The sequence below is a fragment of the Bacillus ectoiniformans genome (assembly GCF_016908875.1).
In the GTDB taxonomy this organism is placed as follows: domain Bacteria; phylum Bacillota; class Bacilli; order Bacillales; family Domibacillaceae; genus Bacillus_BX; species Bacillus_BX ectoiniformans.
In genome coordinates this window covers 1-17,175 of sequence record NZ_JAFBES010000022.1, presented here as the reverse complement: position 1 = coordinate 17,175, position 17,175 = coordinate 1, and the positions used below count along the sequence as shown (strand labels likewise).

18 protein-coding genes are annotated in these 17,175 nt (G+C 37.7%); 7 read left to right on the top strand and 11 right to left on the bottom strand.

From position 1 onward, the window contains the following. Window positions 1–130 precede the first annotated feature (130 nt). The gene (locus JOC78_RS16975; RefSeq protein WP_204558445.1) at window positions 131–736 is read right to left on the bottom strand and encodes a YdhK family protein; all 606 of its coding nucleotides are present in this window, start codon (window positions 734–736) and stop codon (window positions 131–133) included. Between the two features lie 249 nt (window positions 737–985). On the opposite strand from JOC78_RS16975, the gene JOC78_RS16970 reads away from it, so the two are divergent. Genes JOC78_RS16970 through JOC78_RS16955 form a run of 4 tightly spaced genes read left to right on the top strand, consistent with a single transcriptional unit; the run spans window position 986 to window position 4,733 of the window. Then, window positions 986–2,350: a sensor histidine kinase gene (locus tag JOC78_RS16970; protein ID WP_204558443.1), complete on the top strand. Its 1,365-nt coding sequence runs from the start codon at window positions 986–988 to the stop codon at window positions 2,348–2,350. Window positions 2,351–2,363: 13 nt separating this feature from the next. Continuing rightward, entirely contained in the window at window positions 2,364–3,047 is a 684-nt protein-coding gene (locus tag JOC78_RS16965; RefSeq protein WP_204558441.1) for a response regulator transcription factor, read from the top strand. A gap of 18 nt (window positions 3,048–3,065) precedes the next feature. Next, complete coding sequence (locus JOC78_RS16960) at window positions 3,066–3,983, top strand: F510_1955 family glycosylhydrolase (RefSeq protein WP_204558439.1); 918 nt, start codon at window positions 3,066–3,068, stop codon at window positions 3,981–3,983. An 18-nt stretch (window positions 3,984–4,001) separates the two neighbouring features. Continuing rightward, complete coding sequence (locus JOC78_RS16955) at window positions 4,002–4,733, top strand: urease accessory protein UreH domain-containing protein (RefSeq protein ID WP_204558437.1); 732 nt, start codon at window positions 4,002–4,004, stop codon at window positions 4,731–4,733. Window positions 4,734–4,781: 48 nt separating this feature from the next. On the opposite strand, the gene JOC78_RS17775 is transcribed toward JOC78_RS16955, so the two are convergent. Both JOC78_RS17775 and JOC78_RS17770 read right to left on the bottom strand, forming a co-directional pair. Continuing rightward, window positions 4,782–5,027 carry a hypothetical protein gene (locus tag JOC78_RS17775; RefSeq protein WP_204558454.1) on the bottom strand — a complete coding sequence of 82 codons (246 nt, stop codon included), beginning with the start codon at window positions 5,025–5,027 and terminating at the stop codon, window positions 4,782–4,784. Continuing rightward, window positions 4,924–5,238 carry a four-helix bundle copper-binding protein gene (locus tag JOC78_RS17770; protein ID WP_338023228.1) on the bottom strand — a complete coding sequence of 105 codons (315 nt, stop codon included), beginning with the start codon at window positions 5,236–5,238 and terminating at the stop codon, window positions 4,924–4,926. Before JOC78_RS17770 ends, JOC78_RS17775 begins: the two co-directional genes overlap by 104 nt. Before the next feature lie 224 nt (window positions 5,239–5,462). Between JOC78_RS17770 and JOC78_RS16940 the strand changes: the two genes are divergently transcribed. Then, entirely contained in the window at window positions 5,463–5,912 is a 450-nt protein-coding gene (locus JOC78_RS16940) for a DUF305 domain-containing protein (protein ID WP_204558433.1), read from the top strand. A gap of 149 nt (window positions 5,913–6,061) precedes the next feature. On the opposite strand, the gene JOC78_RS16935 is transcribed toward JOC78_RS16940, so the two are convergent. Then, window positions 6,062–6,982: a cupredoxin domain-containing protein gene (locus JOC78_RS16935; RefSeq protein WP_204558431.1), complete on the bottom strand. Its 921-nt coding sequence runs from the start codon at window positions 6,980–6,982 to the stop codon at window positions 6,062–6,064. 276 nt (window positions 6,983–7,258) lie between these two features. Between JOC78_RS16935 and JOC78_RS16930 the strand changes: the two genes are divergently transcribed. Next, the gene (locus JOC78_RS16930) at window positions 7,259–8,731 is read left to right on the top strand and encodes a multicopper oxidase family protein (RefSeq protein ID WP_239587255.1); all 1,473 of its coding nucleotides are present in this window, start codon (window positions 7,259–7,261) and stop codon (window positions 8,729–8,731) included. A gap of 556 nt (window positions 8,732–9,287) precedes the next feature. On the opposite strand, the gene JOC78_RS17570 is transcribed toward JOC78_RS16930, so the two are convergent. The 7 genes from JOC78_RS17570 to JOC78_RS16900 all read right to left on the bottom strand — a co-directional run bounded on the left by JOC78_RS17570 (window position 9,288) and on the right by JOC78_RS16900 (window position 16,561). Next, a complete protein-coding gene (locus JOC78_RS17570) occupies window positions 9,288–10,148 on the bottom strand; it encodes a Na+/H+ antiporter NhaC family protein (protein WP_239587254.1) in 861 nt (286 codons plus the stop codon). Further along, window positions 10,117–10,686 (bottom strand): hypothetical protein, encoded by a 570-nt coding sequence (locus tag JOC78_RS17565; protein WP_239587253.1) that lies wholly within the window; start codon window positions 10,684–10,686, stop codon window positions 10,117–10,119. Before JOC78_RS17565 ends, JOC78_RS17570 begins: the two co-directional genes overlap by 32 nt. A 25-nt stretch (window positions 10,687–10,711) precedes the next feature. After that, window positions 10,712–11,809 carry an alanine dehydrogenase gene (locus tag JOC78_RS16920; RefSeq protein ID WP_204558429.1) on the bottom strand — a complete coding sequence of 366 codons (1,098 nt, stop codon included), beginning with the start codon at window positions 11,807–11,809 and terminating at the stop codon, window positions 10,712–10,714. Between the two features lie 204 nt (window positions 11,810–12,013). Further along, window positions 12,014–13,405, bottom strand: a complete 1,392-nt coding sequence (locus JOC78_RS16915) for a sigma-54 interaction domain-containing protein (RefSeq protein WP_338023227.1) — start codon at window positions 13,403–13,405, stop codon at window positions 12,014–12,016. Between the two features lie 525 nt (window positions 13,406–13,930). After that, on the bottom strand, window positions 13,931–14,806 hold the full coding sequence (locus JOC78_RS16910) for a hypothetical protein (protein ID WP_204558427.1): 876 nt from the start codon (window positions 14,804–14,806) through the stop codon (window positions 13,931–13,933). A 226-nt stretch (window positions 14,807–15,032) separates the two neighbouring features. Then, window positions 15,033–16,220 (bottom strand): type I restriction enzyme HsdR N-terminal domain-containing protein, encoded by a 1,188-nt coding sequence (locus tag JOC78_RS16905; protein ID WP_204558425.1) that lies wholly within the window; start codon window positions 16,218–16,220, stop codon window positions 15,033–15,035. Beyond that, window positions 16,217–16,561: a hypothetical protein gene (locus tag JOC78_RS16900; RefSeq protein ID WP_204558423.1), complete on the bottom strand. Its 345-nt coding sequence runs from the start codon at window positions 16,559–16,561 to the stop codon at window positions 16,217–16,219. The genes JOC78_RS16905 and JOC78_RS16900 overlap by 4 nt, the downstream gene beginning before the upstream one ends. Before the next feature lie 287 nt (window positions 16,562–16,848). Between JOC78_RS16900 and JOC78_RS16895 the strand changes: the two genes are divergently transcribed. After that, the coding region (locus JOC78_RS16895) for a hypothetical protein (protein WP_204558422.1) at window positions 16,849–17,175 on the top strand (327 nt) is incomplete at its 3' end.

The window sequence follows — 17,175 nt, the reverse complement described above, 5'->3', positions numbered from 1 at the left end:
ATGGACACCCTTGCTTTTGGCTATGTACTTACCGCTACCAGGTCGTACTCGGGACTTTCACCCGTTAGAGTTCGCCCATGCTGGGCGAACGAAAAAGCATCCGCAAACCTATGCAGATGCTTAAACTATATTATTCTATCGGAGACAACTCTTCCTCCGTTACCCATAAATGGTTCATTACCTTTTCACTTCCGTCTGTAAGGGTAAAATCGATGACATAGACTGTCTTTTGTTCTGCGGTATCTACTACAGCAGATGCACCTTGCATACCTTCCATATGTTCAGCTTCAATCGTTACCTCACTTCCTGGCTTAAATGGTTTCTCATCAGTTTCCTTGAGTTCTTCATGTACAACCCATTCATGTTTTTCAACTCTGTCACCGCCTGATACAGGATCATAGGATACTCTGTAAACCGTCGTATCATAGGCATTCACAACTGTTGCTTCTGCTCCTTTCATACCAGGCATATGACCTTCTGCTACTATGACTGTGCTTCCAACTTCGTATTTAGGGTTCTGAGCTTCTTTCATCCCTTCAGGAATTTCACTAGATCCTGAGTGTTCCATTCCCTCATGTTCATTGTGTTCTTTGGAAGGGCTTTGACCTTGGCCTTCCTGTTGATTTTCTTTCGGTTTGCTGCTGTCTGAACTTCCTTGGTTATTTTGATTGTTAGCACCACATCCAGCTATGGTAATGGAAAGTAATGCGGTGATTAACACTATGAATTTTTTCATCTTTCTTCCTCCTCTTTAACTCTTAGTATTCCAGGAAAATATGCAAAATTTATGTAGGAAGAAACAAATTTTTTAAGAACTAAAAAAGCTAATCTATCAATTCTACTACTGGCATTTTTAAATATTTTAACACTGGTTCCCCTGATTAATGTTTTTCACTCGCTCTTTTCCTGAATATCATTTTTCCTGCAAACTTTCTTCAAATTTATCGTGTACAATAAAATAGTCATTTAAAGAAGGAGATTTTCAATGAATAAAATTTCTACAAAACTTGCGATGTATTTCCTTTTAGCTGTATTGATTATGGAATCCCTCCTAATGGTATACCTCTATAATAGTATGATTGATTCAAGGATCCAGGATGAATTTCAAGCGATTCTTTCACGAGGCAACAGTCACCGGGATGTACTGGAGGATAGTTTTACAAAAGGTACATTGAGTCATATAGCCTTGATGGAATCTAAAACAGACACTGAGGTGGTCATCACAGACGAAAATAAAAACGTCATTGCCAGTTCAAAAGATGTATCTGGCGGTATGATAAATTTAATCAGCGACCATTCTTCTGAAATTTCCAGAGGTGGATTACTGATTGAATCCAATTGGAAAGAAATGAACTATCTTGCTACCGTTACAAAGTACAACACAGGTGCGGAAGAAGGTTTTGTGTATATGTTTAAATACACAAAACCTTTACGCTCGTTGATCGAAAAGCTGAACTATCATTTTTTATTGGCTGGAATCCTGAGTTTAGCGATCATCGCCGTCATTTATTTTCTATTGTCAAGAATTCTGACAAGCCCTCTCATCAAGATGAAAGAAGCTACAGAAGACCTTAGTAATGGTCGCTTTCAGGTGAAGCTTCCTGATTTAGGCAAAGATGAACTTGGAGAGCTTTCTAACTCCATTCAAAAACTTGCAAATGATCTTGAAAGCATCCAGAATGACCGGCTCGAATTTTTAGCCAGCGTTTCACATGAATTGCGAACGCCATTAACTTATATTCAGGGCTATACCACTGTTGCCCTCCGGGAAGACCTTTCCGAAGAGAAAAGACGCGAGTACCTAAAAATCATCCAGGATGAATCTGTACGAATCGTTCATCTGATTGAAAACCTTTTTGAGCTGGCAAAGATCGATCAGAATAACTTCACGATCATGAAACAAGAGATTGAGTTATGTCCTCTTATACAGGATCTCGCTGCAAAAGTTGCACCAGCTTTCGATCGGAAGAACATCACTCTTCAAACCACTTGTCCGAAAAAGTTACATGCTTTTTTTGCCGATCCCATTCGTTTGGAACAAGTCATCCTCAATCTGTTGGACAATGCTTTAAAATATTCTGAGGAAAATACCGTTGTGAGAATAGATGTAAGCTCTGAGGAGGGTGGAAAAGTCAAAATCACAGTCTCCGATCAAGGGGTCGGGATACCAGAAAGCGAGCTTCAAAATATTTTTAAACGACTATATCGGGTAGAAAAATCACGATCTCGCGGAAATGGCGGATCCGGCCTCGGCCTTTCAATTGTAAAGGAATTAGTAGAGGCCCATGGCGGTACGGTGACTATTGAGAGTGTGGAAACAAAGGGTACAACGGTGCAAATACTTTTATAAAGAGGTGAATTCCTTGCCAACCATTTTAATCGTAGATGATGAGACTAGGATGCTGAATCTGCTGGAATTATATCTAGAACCCAAAGGCTATGACTGTTTAAAAGTTTCAGGCGGATATGATGCGATTCTTGCATTGAAAAAAGAAAGGATAGATCTCGTTCTGCTTGATGTCATGATGCCAGAAATCGACGGATGGAAAACCTGCATGAAGATCAGGGAATTCTCGAATGTTCCCATCATCATGCTCACCGCAAGAAGTGATAAAGAGGATGTCATTAATGGACTGGACGTCGGCGCAGACGACTATATCACCAAACCTTTCGATGAAGATATTTTGGCAGCGCGTGTCCATGCCTTATTGAGAAGACAAGAATCTCAAAATCAAGAACAGAATAATGCGATTGTCAGAGGAGAATTTCGATTGAGTACGGAGGCCTACTCTTTAGAGTATAAAGATCTCTCTCTTTCTTTGACATTGAAAGAGTTTCTGCTTCTCGAAACTTTAATGAAACACCCCGAGAGAGTTTATACGAGAGAACAACTGCTTTCCATCGCTTGGGATATCAATGCAAGCACGGACATTCGAACCGTGGATTCCCATATCAGGAACCTAAGGGATAAATTGAAAAGAGTCAACATTCCAATTGAAAAGCATTTGACCACCGTATGGGGCATCGGTTATCAATGGAAAATTTAATGGATTTGAGGGAGTATAATGAAGAAGACAAAATGGCTGACAATTACTTCAGCACTAATACTTATCGTTACAGGCTGCTCGTCTGCAGAGAAAGAATATGAATTTGTAAAGGTCGAAAGAAATCAAATTGACCACATTCACGGGGCGGGCTATCCGAACAATGAAGAGGATTTTTTCGTCGCTACTCATGAAGGCTTGATGAAATATTCGGAAGGAAAATGGCTCGAAGCAAACAGTAATAAGCATGATTACATGGGGTTTCAACCGTATAAAAATGGATTTTACTCTAGTGGTCATCCAGAGAGAGGATCTGATTTAAAGAACCCGCTTGGTTTAGTAAAAAGTATCGACCAGGGTGGAACACTAAAAAAACTGGCTTTCTATGGGGAAACTGATTTTCACTACTTGGCAGCAGGATACGAGTCCGGTGTTATCTACGTGATCAATGAGCAGCCTAATTCCGAATTGAATCGAGGCTTTTATGTAACCGAAGATGAGGGGGACGCTTGGAAGAAAATGAGTATGACCGGGTTTGATTCGGAGTCAATTGGAGGTATCGCTGCCCACCCTTCCAATGAGAATGTCGTAGCCATTGCTGGAAAAGACGGTGTTTTCATTTCACAAGATCAAGGAGAGAATTTCAAAAAATTACCGAACACCTCCATGGTAACAGGAATGACAATGAGTGAAGGCAAAGGTTTATTTGCAAGCATTCAAGGAGGTATGATTCAACTGCATGAATGGAATATTTCTGAAGGAAGTGTCACACCAGTACCTACACCGTCTCTTGAAGAAGACAACCCGATCATGTATATAGCCCCTAACCCTAAAAATGAACAGGAATGGTCCATTGTCACTTATAAAAATGATATCTATACAACAGAGGATAACGGGAAGAACTGGAAAAACATCTCTAATTTAAGAGAAAACTCTTAAACGATTGGCAGTGAAAGTATGTACGAAATTCTTTTAAAAATCAGCAACACATTAAGTTATCCCTTTTTAAATATGTTGAACAGTGTCATGGACTATCCTCTCGTTTTCGCAGCTGTTCTAGGATTAATTGGTGCCTTGGCTCCATGTCAATTGACTGCCAATATCAGCGCTATCACCATATACGGGAACAGAACGATGCAAACGAAGACAGAGTGGGTAGAAATCTTTGCCTTTTTATTTGGCAAAGTCTTCGTTTTTTCGCTTCTGGGTTTCCTTGTGTGGTGGTTCGGTTCAGAATTTCAGGAGGTAACTACCCTATTTTTTCCCTATATGAGAAAGATAGTAGGACCGCTGATTATTTTAATTGGATTGTTTTTGGCAGGTGCTTTTAAGCTAAAATTTCTTGAAAGAATCCTTGGACGTATTCCGATTAAAATGGGAAGAGGTAAAATGGGCTCTTTTATCATGGGGGCGAGTTTCTCAATCGCCTTCTGCCCTACCATGTTCGTTTTATTCTTTGTCTCGTTGATGCCAGTTGTCCTCGCCAGCCCGTCTGGAATCATTCTCCCGTCTATTTTCGGAATTGCCACTTCCATTCCTCTGCTTATAATTCTGCTTGCGATGACGTTCCTTGAGCTTAATGGTTCAGTTCTAAAAAAAAGCCGGAAAGCAGGAGCTTACGTACAGAAGTCAGCCGGAATTCTGCTGATTGTTATAGGAATATTTGATACTATCATTTATTGGGGTTAAACACACACAAGCTTAAATTTAAGCTTGTGTGTGTTTCTTCTATTTTCCTTATAATGGTAAATCATACACTTTACCTTCAACCTCAAGTTCTCCATAGATAAGGTTAAGGGCTTTCACCAATAAAAGCACAGCGATCATCCCTGATCGCTGTGCTTCTTTTCTTCTAAGAAAAACCTTAGAAATAGGCTGATTAACCCGCCATTTTACGGCATGCATCTGCACACTGACGACAAACTTCTGCGCATTCCTGGCAATGTTTATCCTTAAATTTGTCACATTCCACTGCGCATGCATCGCAAAATTCTGCACAAAGCTGACAATGCTGTTTTGCCATAGAGCTGTTCCGAGCCATTAATGCAACAGACTGAAGACACATTTCTGCACAATCATTCAGCATCTGCAGGCAGTGTACTCTTGCTTGAACATCGGATTCATTCAGACATGCCGTTGAACATTCGTAACATGCTCTTGCACATCTTTCACATGATTCAATACAATAGTCCATTTCTTTCGGGGATGCAGATAGAATTCCCATTTGTAAACAACCTCCTAGAATTAACTTTACATAGGTATTATGAACAAATATTATTTGGGTATTCATCTATACTTATAATTCCTTAAAACTTCTCTATAAAAAAAGGAGTTTGAAAAAATTTAGTTTTGCATACTTTCTGCAAAAATGCAGGGAATGCAAGAGAGTAGAACTAATTATATAAAGGAGTGTAAGCTATGAAACCTTATTTGAAATTTGCCGGAATGGTGGTTACGTCCACTATTATTATGTTCATTTTTAAGTACTGGAGCACTTTTAAAGTGGATCACATATTTTTCAGTGAAACAAGAGCTTATATGGCTCTACTAATGGGAGCAACCATGGCCGTTATTATGATGCTGTTTATGACCCACATGTTAAAAAACCGAAAATTGAATATCGGAATCATAGCTGGAAGCGCAGTTGTATTTGCTTTATCACTCTATCTGCTAAGAAGCCAAACTCTCGTTGATGAAGTGGATTATATGGAGGCCATGATTCCCCATCATTCTATTGCAATATTGACGAGTGAAAGAGCAGAGATTAAAGATCCCCGTGTAAGGAAACTCGCAGATGATATCATTAAAGCTCAGCGAAAAGAAATAGCGGAAATGAAGAAATATATTGATGACTTAGAGGAGGAATAACCGTTTAGAAGAATAGAATCAAAATGCTGCAAAGACCCTTATGTTAGAACCATAAAGTAACGTCTTATGTTATATATAATATGAAGTAATATTTTGAACAACCCCCTACCTAATATAAGGTAGGGATTTGTCTTTTTTAAATTAGGAAATTATAGAATATTAATGGATCCTACCATCCCTGCTTCTTTATGTCCAGGAATAGTACAATAAAATGAAAACTGCCCTATTTCTAACGGTTTAAAAGTCAGCTTAGTTTCCTCCCCAGCATTAGCATGTAAATGAACAGTAGAATTTAGTTTAGTTTGATGTTCATGTACCTCATTATTTGTTATAAATTCAGCATTTAAACCAATAATTTCTAGATCATGCTCAACGTTTCCTTCGTTCACTAATTTCAAAGTGACTTCTTGTTGTAAATTGACATTAAGTGAGCTAGGATCAAATGAATAGTCGGTAGCGGATATTATAATCTCTTGATCCCCCACTTGATGATGAGGGCTATTTATGATTTCTTGTCCTGTTTGGGAATTGTTAATGATAAATACAGAAGGGATTTGGTTAAATAGGTAAAAGAAACTTAATACTCCAATAGCCATTAACACAGGGTTTTTATAAAACCTCAGATATCGTCCTTTTGCTTCTTTCCCGTTCCCTTCAGTTAAAATATATAATACTGTTAATTGACTGCAAACAAACAGGATAAACATAATTTTTATTATCGATTCACTTTGTCCAGGAGCAATCATTTCCCCTAGCATGGCTCCCATCATCCCCCCCATCACTCCGGATAGTCCGCCATCTACTATCGCATATGAGTTAAAAGGAACACCAGCAATGCTTCCTACTGTCGTACCAGCTAACATTCCTAATACAGTAGATAAGAATAGATCTCCCTTAAATATCACTCCTAGAATCGTCCCCGCCAGTAAACCTAGAGTCATTCCCACTGACATAGCAGCCATCATTCCGGCCATTTGAGATACCTGGTCCTTTTTCTTTAAAGGGACAATTATTACCATTGATAGTAGAAAAATAGAACAAATAAGCATGATGATTAATGAAGTATTCATGTTCTCCCTCCTTAACACTTTTTACTAGATTATATGTTCAGCATAGTAAGACTAGTCCGCTCTAGTTAGAGTAAATCTCCTGTCTATCTGATGAAGAAGTTCTTTCTGCTAATCTTTTAGAATGACATTAAGTTCGTCTTTCCGTTTAAATATATATCTAGTAGATGTAATGCTTTTATGTTTCTATACGTACCGTGGTATAGTAATTCTTGAGAAAAAATATTCTTTTGTTGGACAGCAGTTATTGCATTTAAATGAAATGGAGGTTGAAATATTTTGAAAAAAGTTGGTCTTATAGCTGCTGGTGTAATTGCAGCAGCGTTAGTGATTGGCTGGTTGTTTGTAAGGAACATGGGGATGGGCGGTAATATGCCTAGCCATAAGATGAACGGAAATAACGCTTCTGAAAATGCCAGAAAAGAAAGTTTTTCTGTGGAAGAAAAGCCTCTGCCGATTCCACCACTTTTAAAAGATGAAAATCCGGATCCTTCAAAAGCTGAGTTCAGTTTAACAGCACAGCAGTCAACGATGGAGTTTATTAAAGGGAAAAAGACTGATACTTTTGGATATAATGGCGATTATTTAGGACCTGTCATTCGTGTAAAAAAAGGTGAAGAGGTATCAGTGAAGGTACAAAATAAACTGGACGAAGCAACAACCGTTCATTGGCACGGGCTTGAGGTAGATGGCGAACAAGACGGTGGTCCGCATAGCGGGATTAAACCAGGAGCCACATGGAATCCCCAGTTTAAAATTGATCAGCCCGCGGCTACATTATGGTATCACCCACACCTTCTGCACAAAACTGGTGAACATGTCTATAAAGGATTAGCTGGCTTGTTTTATATTGATGATGAAGTATCAGACAAATTGGACATTCCTAACGAGTACGGCGTTAATGATGTTCCATTAATCATTCAAGACAAACAAATAGATGAGGATGGCCAATTTAACTATGATTTAAGCATGCACGATACTATGATGGGGCTTCAAGGTGACACTATTCTTGTAAATGGAGTTATTAATCCTTATTTAGAGGTTCCTAAAGGCTTGATGAGGTTACGGCTGCTGAATGGATCGAATGCCAGAATTTATGAATACAGTTTGAATAATGGTCAGGAGTTCTTCCAAATTGCAAGTGACGGTGGACTGTTAGAGAAACCTGTAAAAATGAATAAACTGGTATTAAGTCCGGCTGAACGTGCTGAAATACTCGTTGATTTTTCAAGTCTTAAGAAAGGTGAGGCAGTCGAACTGACTGATCAGGGGACAGCCTTTATGAAGTTTATTGTGAAGGATGAAAAAGGGAAGAAAGCTACTGTGCCGGATAACCTGGCAGTAATTCCAAAGATTGATCCGTCAAAATCGGTTAGAGTCCGTGAATTCACCTTTCAAGGCATGGGCCGAAACGTTAATATTAATGGTAAACAAATGGATATGGATCGAATCGATGAAGAATTGAACCTGAACGATACAGAAATTTGGGAAATAACGAATGATACAGGAATGGGGATGATGGGCGGCATGGGTCATCCATTCCACGCCCATGGGGTTCAGTTCCAAATTCTAGACCGAGATGGCAAAGCCCCGCCTGATAATGAAAAAGGTTGGAAGGACACTATTCTTGTCTATCCTGGCGAAAAAGTCAGGGCTATTGCTACTTTTGATAAAAAGGGACTCTTTATGTATCACTGTCACATTCTTGAGCATGAAGACGCCGGAATGATGGGGCAATTCCAAGTAGAATAATAACATTTTTTTATTTGAAAATTAAAGGGATCGCTCCTAAGGCTAAAGCCGAAAGCCCTTTGTTTTACGCTGTGATGAGTGTACCCCTCCTAAGTTAATCTTTATGTTGAGCGATCTATAGGCCCTCCAAAAAATATTTTCCTGGGTTAACCTTTCAATGAAGCAACCCTAAAGAAATTCAACTTTTATTTTTTTCATTTTTATCTTTCTCAAAAAAATACTGTTAAAAGTCAGTGGTTACTGACTTTTAACAGCCGCTTCATTTATTAATTTTACATTTAACTCTTCAACAAAATTCTCTATTACATCTTTTGACTCCGTGTTTTTATGCTCTTCCACTTCTCTGACTGCCTAATGAGTGACCGGCACTTCAATAAATGAAGGTTCTATTTCTCCATAAAGCAGCCCCGTTTAAAAAATATTACTTTTCAGATATTTTTATGTTTTTAAGTATCAACCGTGCAACTACTTGAATGGTTTTTATTCCAGCAGTGTATTCATAGAAAATAAAAATAAGCCCTTCTTAAATTAGAAGGACTCATAAAATTCAATAATTTTAAACAAAAGCGATCCCAACGATCAGATAAAAAACACAAGCAATTGCTGCTACTGTCAACGCATATGGAATCTGTGTTTTGACGTGATCCATATGATCGGCGGCTGCACCAGTGGAGGCTAGAACGGTGGTATCTGATAAAGGCGAGCAATGGTCTCCAAAAACACCTCCGCCTCCTACAGCTGCTATTGTGGCTAAAACAATTGTCGTTACTTCATCCCCTGTATAGTTAAATGCAAGGGGAACGGCTAAAGGCATGACGATTGCAAAAGTCCCCCAAGAAGAACCTGTAGCAAAAGCAATGATCGCCGCAATTATAAAGGTAATGACTGGCAGCAGGCTTGGAGTTAACCAATTTTCACTGACGGATACAATGTAATCAGCTGTCCCAATGTCTTCGGTTAGTTTATTCAAAGAATAGGCAAACGCCAAAATGATAATGGCTGGTAAAACTCCCTTCATCCCAGCAGTTGCCGTTTTCATAATATCATTAAAAGGGACTCCCTGAATTCGCATAATAATACCTAAAATGACGGAAGCAGCCAAAAATGCTTCCATTGTTTTTGCTGAATCTAACACAATGAACGTACCTACTGCGATAGAGATGACAATCAAAACAGGCAAGAAAAAATTCAAGAAAACATTAGGTTTTATCCCCTCATAAGGTGGGGTTTCTGTCAATTCCTCTCCCATTAATGGATCGGCTCCGTCGCGCAATACTTTTCCTTCCTTTAATGCACGTTCCTCCGCTTTCTTCATCGGCCCAAAATCAGGGATTACTTTCATGGCAATTAATCCTACAAATAGAACTGATAATATGGCATAAAAGTTAAAAGGGATGGATTGAACAAAAACTCCCATCGCTTTTATCCGGACTTTTTATAGTGCCCATTCCTACCAATAACCCTGAAATAAACACGGCCCATCCTGTGATAGGAACCATGACGCTTACAGGTGCAGAAGTCGAATCCGCTATATAAGACAACTTTTCTCTTGAAATTTTCGCTTTATCAGACAAATTTCGCATGGTCGATCCGACAAATAACGGGCTAAAGTAATCACTAAAGAACACGAACATACCTAAAAACCAGGCAAAAAGCTGAGTCTTAACCCTGCTCAATTTCTTGCGCTCCATGACAAGTGTAAATTGCTGAATAGCACCGGTACGTTGAAAAAATGCAATTAACACCCCTATAAAAAGTTCCAGTAAAAGAATCCATGAAAAGCTCGTAGTACCTAATGCTTCTTTCATCAAGTTAGGAAATCCTAATAGTCCTTGACCCGCTATAAGCACTCCGATAAAACAAGCGACAGCAAGCGAAAAGACGGTGTTTCTTGTAACAAATGCTAATATAATAGCAACCGCTGCAGGAATAAGTGATAGAATACCTAAATCCATGTGCTTCCCTCCCTAAAAATAGAATTTATTTTAACAACTCTTGTGGATTCACCCATTGTCGATCTTGAATAGTGCCTGTTTCTTCATGGGTTAACACGCCTTTAAACGCAGTAAGTCCTTTTCGAAGATATTCATCTTCAAGCAAAGCTTTTTCAGCCCCTTTTTCAGCAATAGCTAGTATATGTGGGAAAACAGATGCGGCATACGCAATCGATGCCGTGTTCGGAACGGCTCCTGGTATATTATCAACTCCGTAATGGATCACACCATCCACTGTATAAACCGGATCATTAAACGTTGTTGGACGATAGGTTTCAATAGCCCCTCCAACATCTGCACTAATATCCACAATCACCGAGCCCTTTTGCATCTTACCAAGCATCTCTCTTGTAATCAGATGGTCTGTTCGCTGTTTGGGCCACTTCACACAGTTGATGATAAGGTCCACACTCGGTAAGACTTCTTTAATCGTTTCTTGATTGGAAAATCCTGTTGTAACATTCTTTGGAAAAAGAAACTGAGCCTCTCTTAAAACACCGATATTAATGTCTAGCAGCCTTACCTGTGCCCTTAATGAAGCTAGGACATCAACCGCGCTTTTTCCGACGATTCCTCCTCCTAGCACCAATGCTTGGATTCCGGGAACACCGCCGACTCCACCTACTAATTTTCCCAATCCACCGTTTGTTGAGAGTAGATATTGGATTCCCATTAAGGCACCTAGCTTTCCAGCCACTTCACAATTTGGAGATCCGAAACGATGAGTATCTTCCGCTGTAATAGCAATTACTTCCTTATCTAACAGCACATCAACCTCTTCTTTGTTTGCTGCAGGATGCAGACATGAGAAAATAATTTGCCCCGGCTTAATAAGTGAATATTCTTTCGAACTAATTTCCTTTACTTTCACCACCATATCGGACTGATCAAAAATATCTTTCGCTTGCTGCATAATCACTGCTCCGGCATCAACGTAAGATTGGTCAGGAAAACCTGCTTTAAGTCCTGCATCTTTTTCTATCAATACTTTGTGGCCTTTACACGACAGTTCTGTAACTTCGTTTGGCGTTAAAACAACACGTGCTTCTCCATCCTTAACTTCTTTTAAAACCCCGATTTTCATCTTCTTTCTTCTCCCCTTCTTTTAAACGTTACAAAATTAAATGCAAAACTCATGCCAGTTTTAAAAAAGGGGAAATTTAATGAAAAAGCAGGCAAAACCCCTTACAAAAGGATTTTTGCCTGCAATAAAATGGGTAGGCATATATTAAATCGTACAAATTCGAGCAATTTGCTGTTAAGTTTTGGGCACCTATCTATGATGATTTTAGGTAAATCTGTTGTTTATTCCGTATTGGTTAACTTTTCTTTGTAATGTTTGTCTAGGGATTTCTAGCAGCCGTGCAGATTTTGATACATTTCCGCTTGTTAGAATCATTGCCTGTTCAATTCTTGTTTTTTCGAGATTAGCAATCTCATCTTTTAATGGCTTTAGTTTGGTAGAGGCAAAAGACTGTTGTATCCCCATTAAATGCTTAATTTGCTGTTCTAAATGATGATATTGTAATGTATCATCACAAGCATCTGCCTGATTGATCGCGTATTCGATTACATTTTCGAGCTCTCTGACATTTCCCGGCCAATCATAACTCAGCAAAAAATCTAGTGAATCTCTTGAAATATGAACAATGTTCTTCTTATGGCTTTTATTAAACTTACTAACAAAATAATCAACTAACAGTCTTATATCCTCTCTTCTTTCTCGTAAAGGAGGAATTGCCAATGTCATAACCCCAAGGCGGTAATAAAGATCTTGGCGCAGCTTTCCATCCCGGACACACTGTGCCGGATGCACGTTAGTAGCAGTTATCACACGAACATTAACGGATTTTACCATTTTATCTCCGAGCCTGCGGACACAGTCATCTTCTAATACCCTTAATAGTTTTGCCTGCAAATGAATCGGCATCGAATTAATCTCGTCAAGAAAAAGAGTTCCGCCATCTGCCAATTCAAACAAGCCAGGATTATCCTCTGCCCCTGTAAAGCTGCCTCTTTTTGTGCCAAACAAGATACTTTCAATTAAACTCTCTGGAAGGGCAGCGCAATTCTGGGTAATAAAAGGTTTTGCAGATCGTTCACTCTCATTATGTATCGAATGGGCAAACAATTCTTTGCCTGTCCCTGTTTCTCCATAGATAAAAGCAGGCGAATCCCCTTTGGCAAACTTCTTGACAGATTCCTTTAATTGATTCACTTCTTCATCTATGGTTATGATATCTTCCAAAAAATAAACGGCTCTCTCCGGCTGAATCTTCGTTTTTAGTTGCTTACTATTAAATGAACTTGAATCAATTTCTATAACCGAATTGATCGGACGCTCTTCATCGCTTATATCCTTTGAGAGTTCTATCGAGCCGATAATTTTCCCATGTGCTTTAATAGGTAACGAAACGTTTGTGGTTTCTTTTTCAATTCCTCTGAAATCGACTATATTTTGTTTTGCACGATAAATCGGCTTTCCTGTTTTCATTACCTTAAAAAGGGTGCTCGATCGTTCATCAAGTATAGGGAAAGCAGAAAAAAGGTTTAGGCCGATAATCTTCTCATTCTCATCAATTTCTTCGTGAAACCTAGGGTTAAATTTAACGGTAAATAATATTGTTCCTGATGTATCAATTATCGTAATGCCGTCAATATGTCTTAACTGGTCCAACACTATAAATCATCCTCGTATATACACTTTATTTCCTTCTATATTACAGAACTTTCAATCAAAAAACATCAGTGCGGAAGAATTAGGATCCTAACTTCTTTCTTTTTCAATTCTTAGATGAGTATGAATGTCTTATTCTTCCTCATTAATTTACAATATATAAATTAGGTTTGATTTTCTTAATTGTAGATTTGAAAGAAAGTTGTGCTTTTTATTAATTATCTCGACCAAATGTTGTCTCTGTTTATTTAATTGTTCGCAAAATTGGAATTTAGCGCAAAGTTAAGGCTTCATAAATTACTCTTTTTTTCTCTCCCCTCTCCCCTTACTTAAATTCAATATATTTACAGATGATTTTTTAACATCAGCAGAGTATTTTTAAAAAATGAAAATAAGCCCTTCTCAATTTAGAAGGACTTATAAAAGTTAAGCATTTGATAAATAACAATTTTTTGAAAGTTGATATTCAAAAACATTAAACAACGAGAAAATGCAACAGTTATCTAATAATATATGTATCATTAATTTTTATAAATCAATCACAAATGGAATTCTTATCGTAGTTGGAACTTCCTGATTAAGATCTTTTTCTACTTGTTCATAATTTACAACAAATTGACCTACAATGCTTTCTTTAAATTCTGGAAAATACCCAATTGGTTCGTCAGCAAATGGTGTCACTGAAGAAATATTAATAGACTCATCCTGAAAGGAATCCCCATGACCAACTTTAGCTCTTAATGAATAATAAGGTTCTTCAATATAATGACCGTCTACATATAATTCTTGTACCATAACGTCTAGGTTATAATCATCTGATAAATTAGAGAAAAAGAAATTAATTTCTGCACCTTCCCCCAAACTTTCCAATTCGTACTCTACGATATCAGTTGAAAAATATTGAATTGATAGCTCAGGTGCATCAGGAATATTGATGTTGCGTGTTAAATCATCAAAATAAATTGGCTTACCTAATACTGGTCTTAAACGACTAATAGCATAGCTATATTCATCGACTTCAGATTTAGGAGCATTTTCTTCAAGGGTGGGCATGTCTCCGCTTTTGTTATAAACTTTACCTTTATACATGACTCCCTCAATAGGTTCAATTTTTTCATCATTTGTATAATCTTGTTTTGATTCCGGATACGTATATTCTTCTTCTATGAATTCACTTTGTTTTTCTTGTTCATTCATATTTTCATCTAGGGCTGCCTTTATAGTATCTGAATTTTGTCCGCCGATTTCTCTTTCAGCAGTTGAAGCAACTGGTTCATTTCCTTCAGCAACTTTCTCCTTTTCAATATTAAGATAAGGAAGGAGTAAGTAAACAATCCCGGACAGTAATAGAATGATAATAGCAACCATGGATATAATTATAACTTTCATAGTTTTAGGACTCATATCTTCACTCCGATAATTAATTTTTACTTTTTTCTAAGGTTAATTTTTAAACTTCATACTTAATTATTTACTGTGTTTTAGTATTGCGTTAAAGATTTTTTATAGGGAGAAGAGTAGCCTCACCTGATGAGTGCTCAAATTTATAATTGGCTTTTAAATAGACAGCTGACCTGGCAGTCGTCAAACTGTAAGAATGGCATCGTCAACCCAAAAATTGACCAATCGATTATACCTTACTCTTGTTTGGACAAATACGTTTCTGTTTTTTCTTCTTCCTTTTTTTGCGAAGTTTCTCATGTACATTGGCATACAGTATTAAATTACTTATAAACAAAGATGCATCTTTTTCGGTGATCGTTCTGTTTGCCGGCAAAGAGCCTAAATAAATCTTATCCTGCTTAATTAAATAGGGTCCATGCTTTTCAACTTTGGCTATTACTTCGCTGTTCTTGTAACCGTTTCTTCGACCGTTATGATAGATGTGGTAAGTCTGATCCTCTAATTGATGTACAATAAATTGATCTATATTCAATTGTAAAACGAAAGAACCCGTCCCCATATCTTCAATAGCCACATTTAGAGTCGTGTTCCCGCTTCGGTTACCTAATACCGGGTCGTTTTGAGTTGCTGCTGTACCGAAAATACCTATACGATAAATTTTATGGTGGCGGTCCAAATCCTTCAGAATCAAACTGCGATAGTATCCTGTAAAAGCTCCTCCAGCGGCATTACCAAATGAAAATATCCCGCACCCAAGATCTTCAACAATCGAAATCTGCTGATCCTGAATAGTAATTTGGCCAGTCAATAGATAATTTTGAAGCTCGGCAATAAACGGATGTAATTTTTCAGGTGTCCCTTCACCGATATAGCCTTCATTTCGTAAAAAATTTACATAACGGTCGTAGGTCGTTAAATTATAGGGAATTCTCTTCATTTTCTGATACGATATATAGGTTACCTGTCCCTCGATAAGACGCTTATACGAATAAAATTCATCAGCAAGCGGTAAGAGTTCTCCCTCCTTCTCTTCAAATAGGTAGGTTTCATTTCCATTCGTCGTCCCAATATACTTGGCTTGAATCGTTTGATTATAGTCTCGAACTTGTTCTAAAGCATGATCGGTAAGAGGGATATGGGCCGCTTTCACTTCTAAAACCAAAAGGGGTTTCTCATTTCCCATACGATCCCGCTGCCATACAATAATATCTGCTCTTGTTTTTAGCTGAGGATTAAATTGACTAAGTGGGTACTCGGTGTCAATTGAGTCGGCCGGTATGCCCATCTCTTCGATTAAGATTGCAAGTACTTTTTGTCGGATCTCCTCTTCGGGTGTGTGATGCAAAAACACTTTCCGGCACGGACAATATAAAAGTTTTCCTCGCTTATTTCGATATTTTATTATTTTTTTCATTTTTTGTTTTCCCTTATGTAAAGTTGTATTGGATAACGGTCTACTCTTCCAACATTTATTTGTTCATGATAACCTTGTTTCAAAAAATAAAGCTCTGTAGTAATAGTGGTGTGTTTCTGGCGTGATATATCGTATAAGATAACGTTATTTTCAAATTTAGAATGATAAAGTACTAAGAAAGTTGTTAGTAATGGATCTTCTCCTTCTTCTAAGCTTTCATTCATAACAACATAAGCATTATAGGGATTTTGCAGCAGTAAATCTCCCAATGCTGTTTCTGATAAAACTTCTGACACGACTCGGTAAGTTTCGTTATTTTTTTCTATTACGTTAGCAAACATGTAATAATCCTCCACCATATTGAATTTATTCCCAAACAATGAAATAAGTACTATTTTACTATAAGTAGATATAATTGGGAAAAAATTTCATTACATTCCATTGATATTAGCCAACAAGTTAAGAGCGTTAAAAATAGCATTCCGATATTTAGAATGTCTATAATGCTAAATTCTGGTTTATAATTAGTTCATTGTTAAAGAGAGAATACTTTAAGATAAAAGTAGTTCTAATTAAATAGAATGTTATGTAACTTGTAGACGTAAATAAGTTTTAAGGGGATGTTAATATGGAGATAAATACTTTTCAATTAAAAGTATTAGTCGAGCGATGGTTAAAAGATAATAAGAAACTTTTATTGCGGTACTCACAGCCAGTAGTAAATACAAAAGATGTTTCTATTGGTATCAACTTTCACCCGACAGCTGTAACACTCTTACCATCCAGTTTGGCTTTTCAAGTTAACGGTGGAACAATAGAAATCAATTTTTTCGAAATTGACTATGAATGGATGGGAAAAATGTTAATGACGCCTGATAATGACCAGAAATTGACAGCTCATTTTGTCCTGAACCTGACGGGTTTTTTGCCATTTAAAGATAGGGAGGCTTTAAAG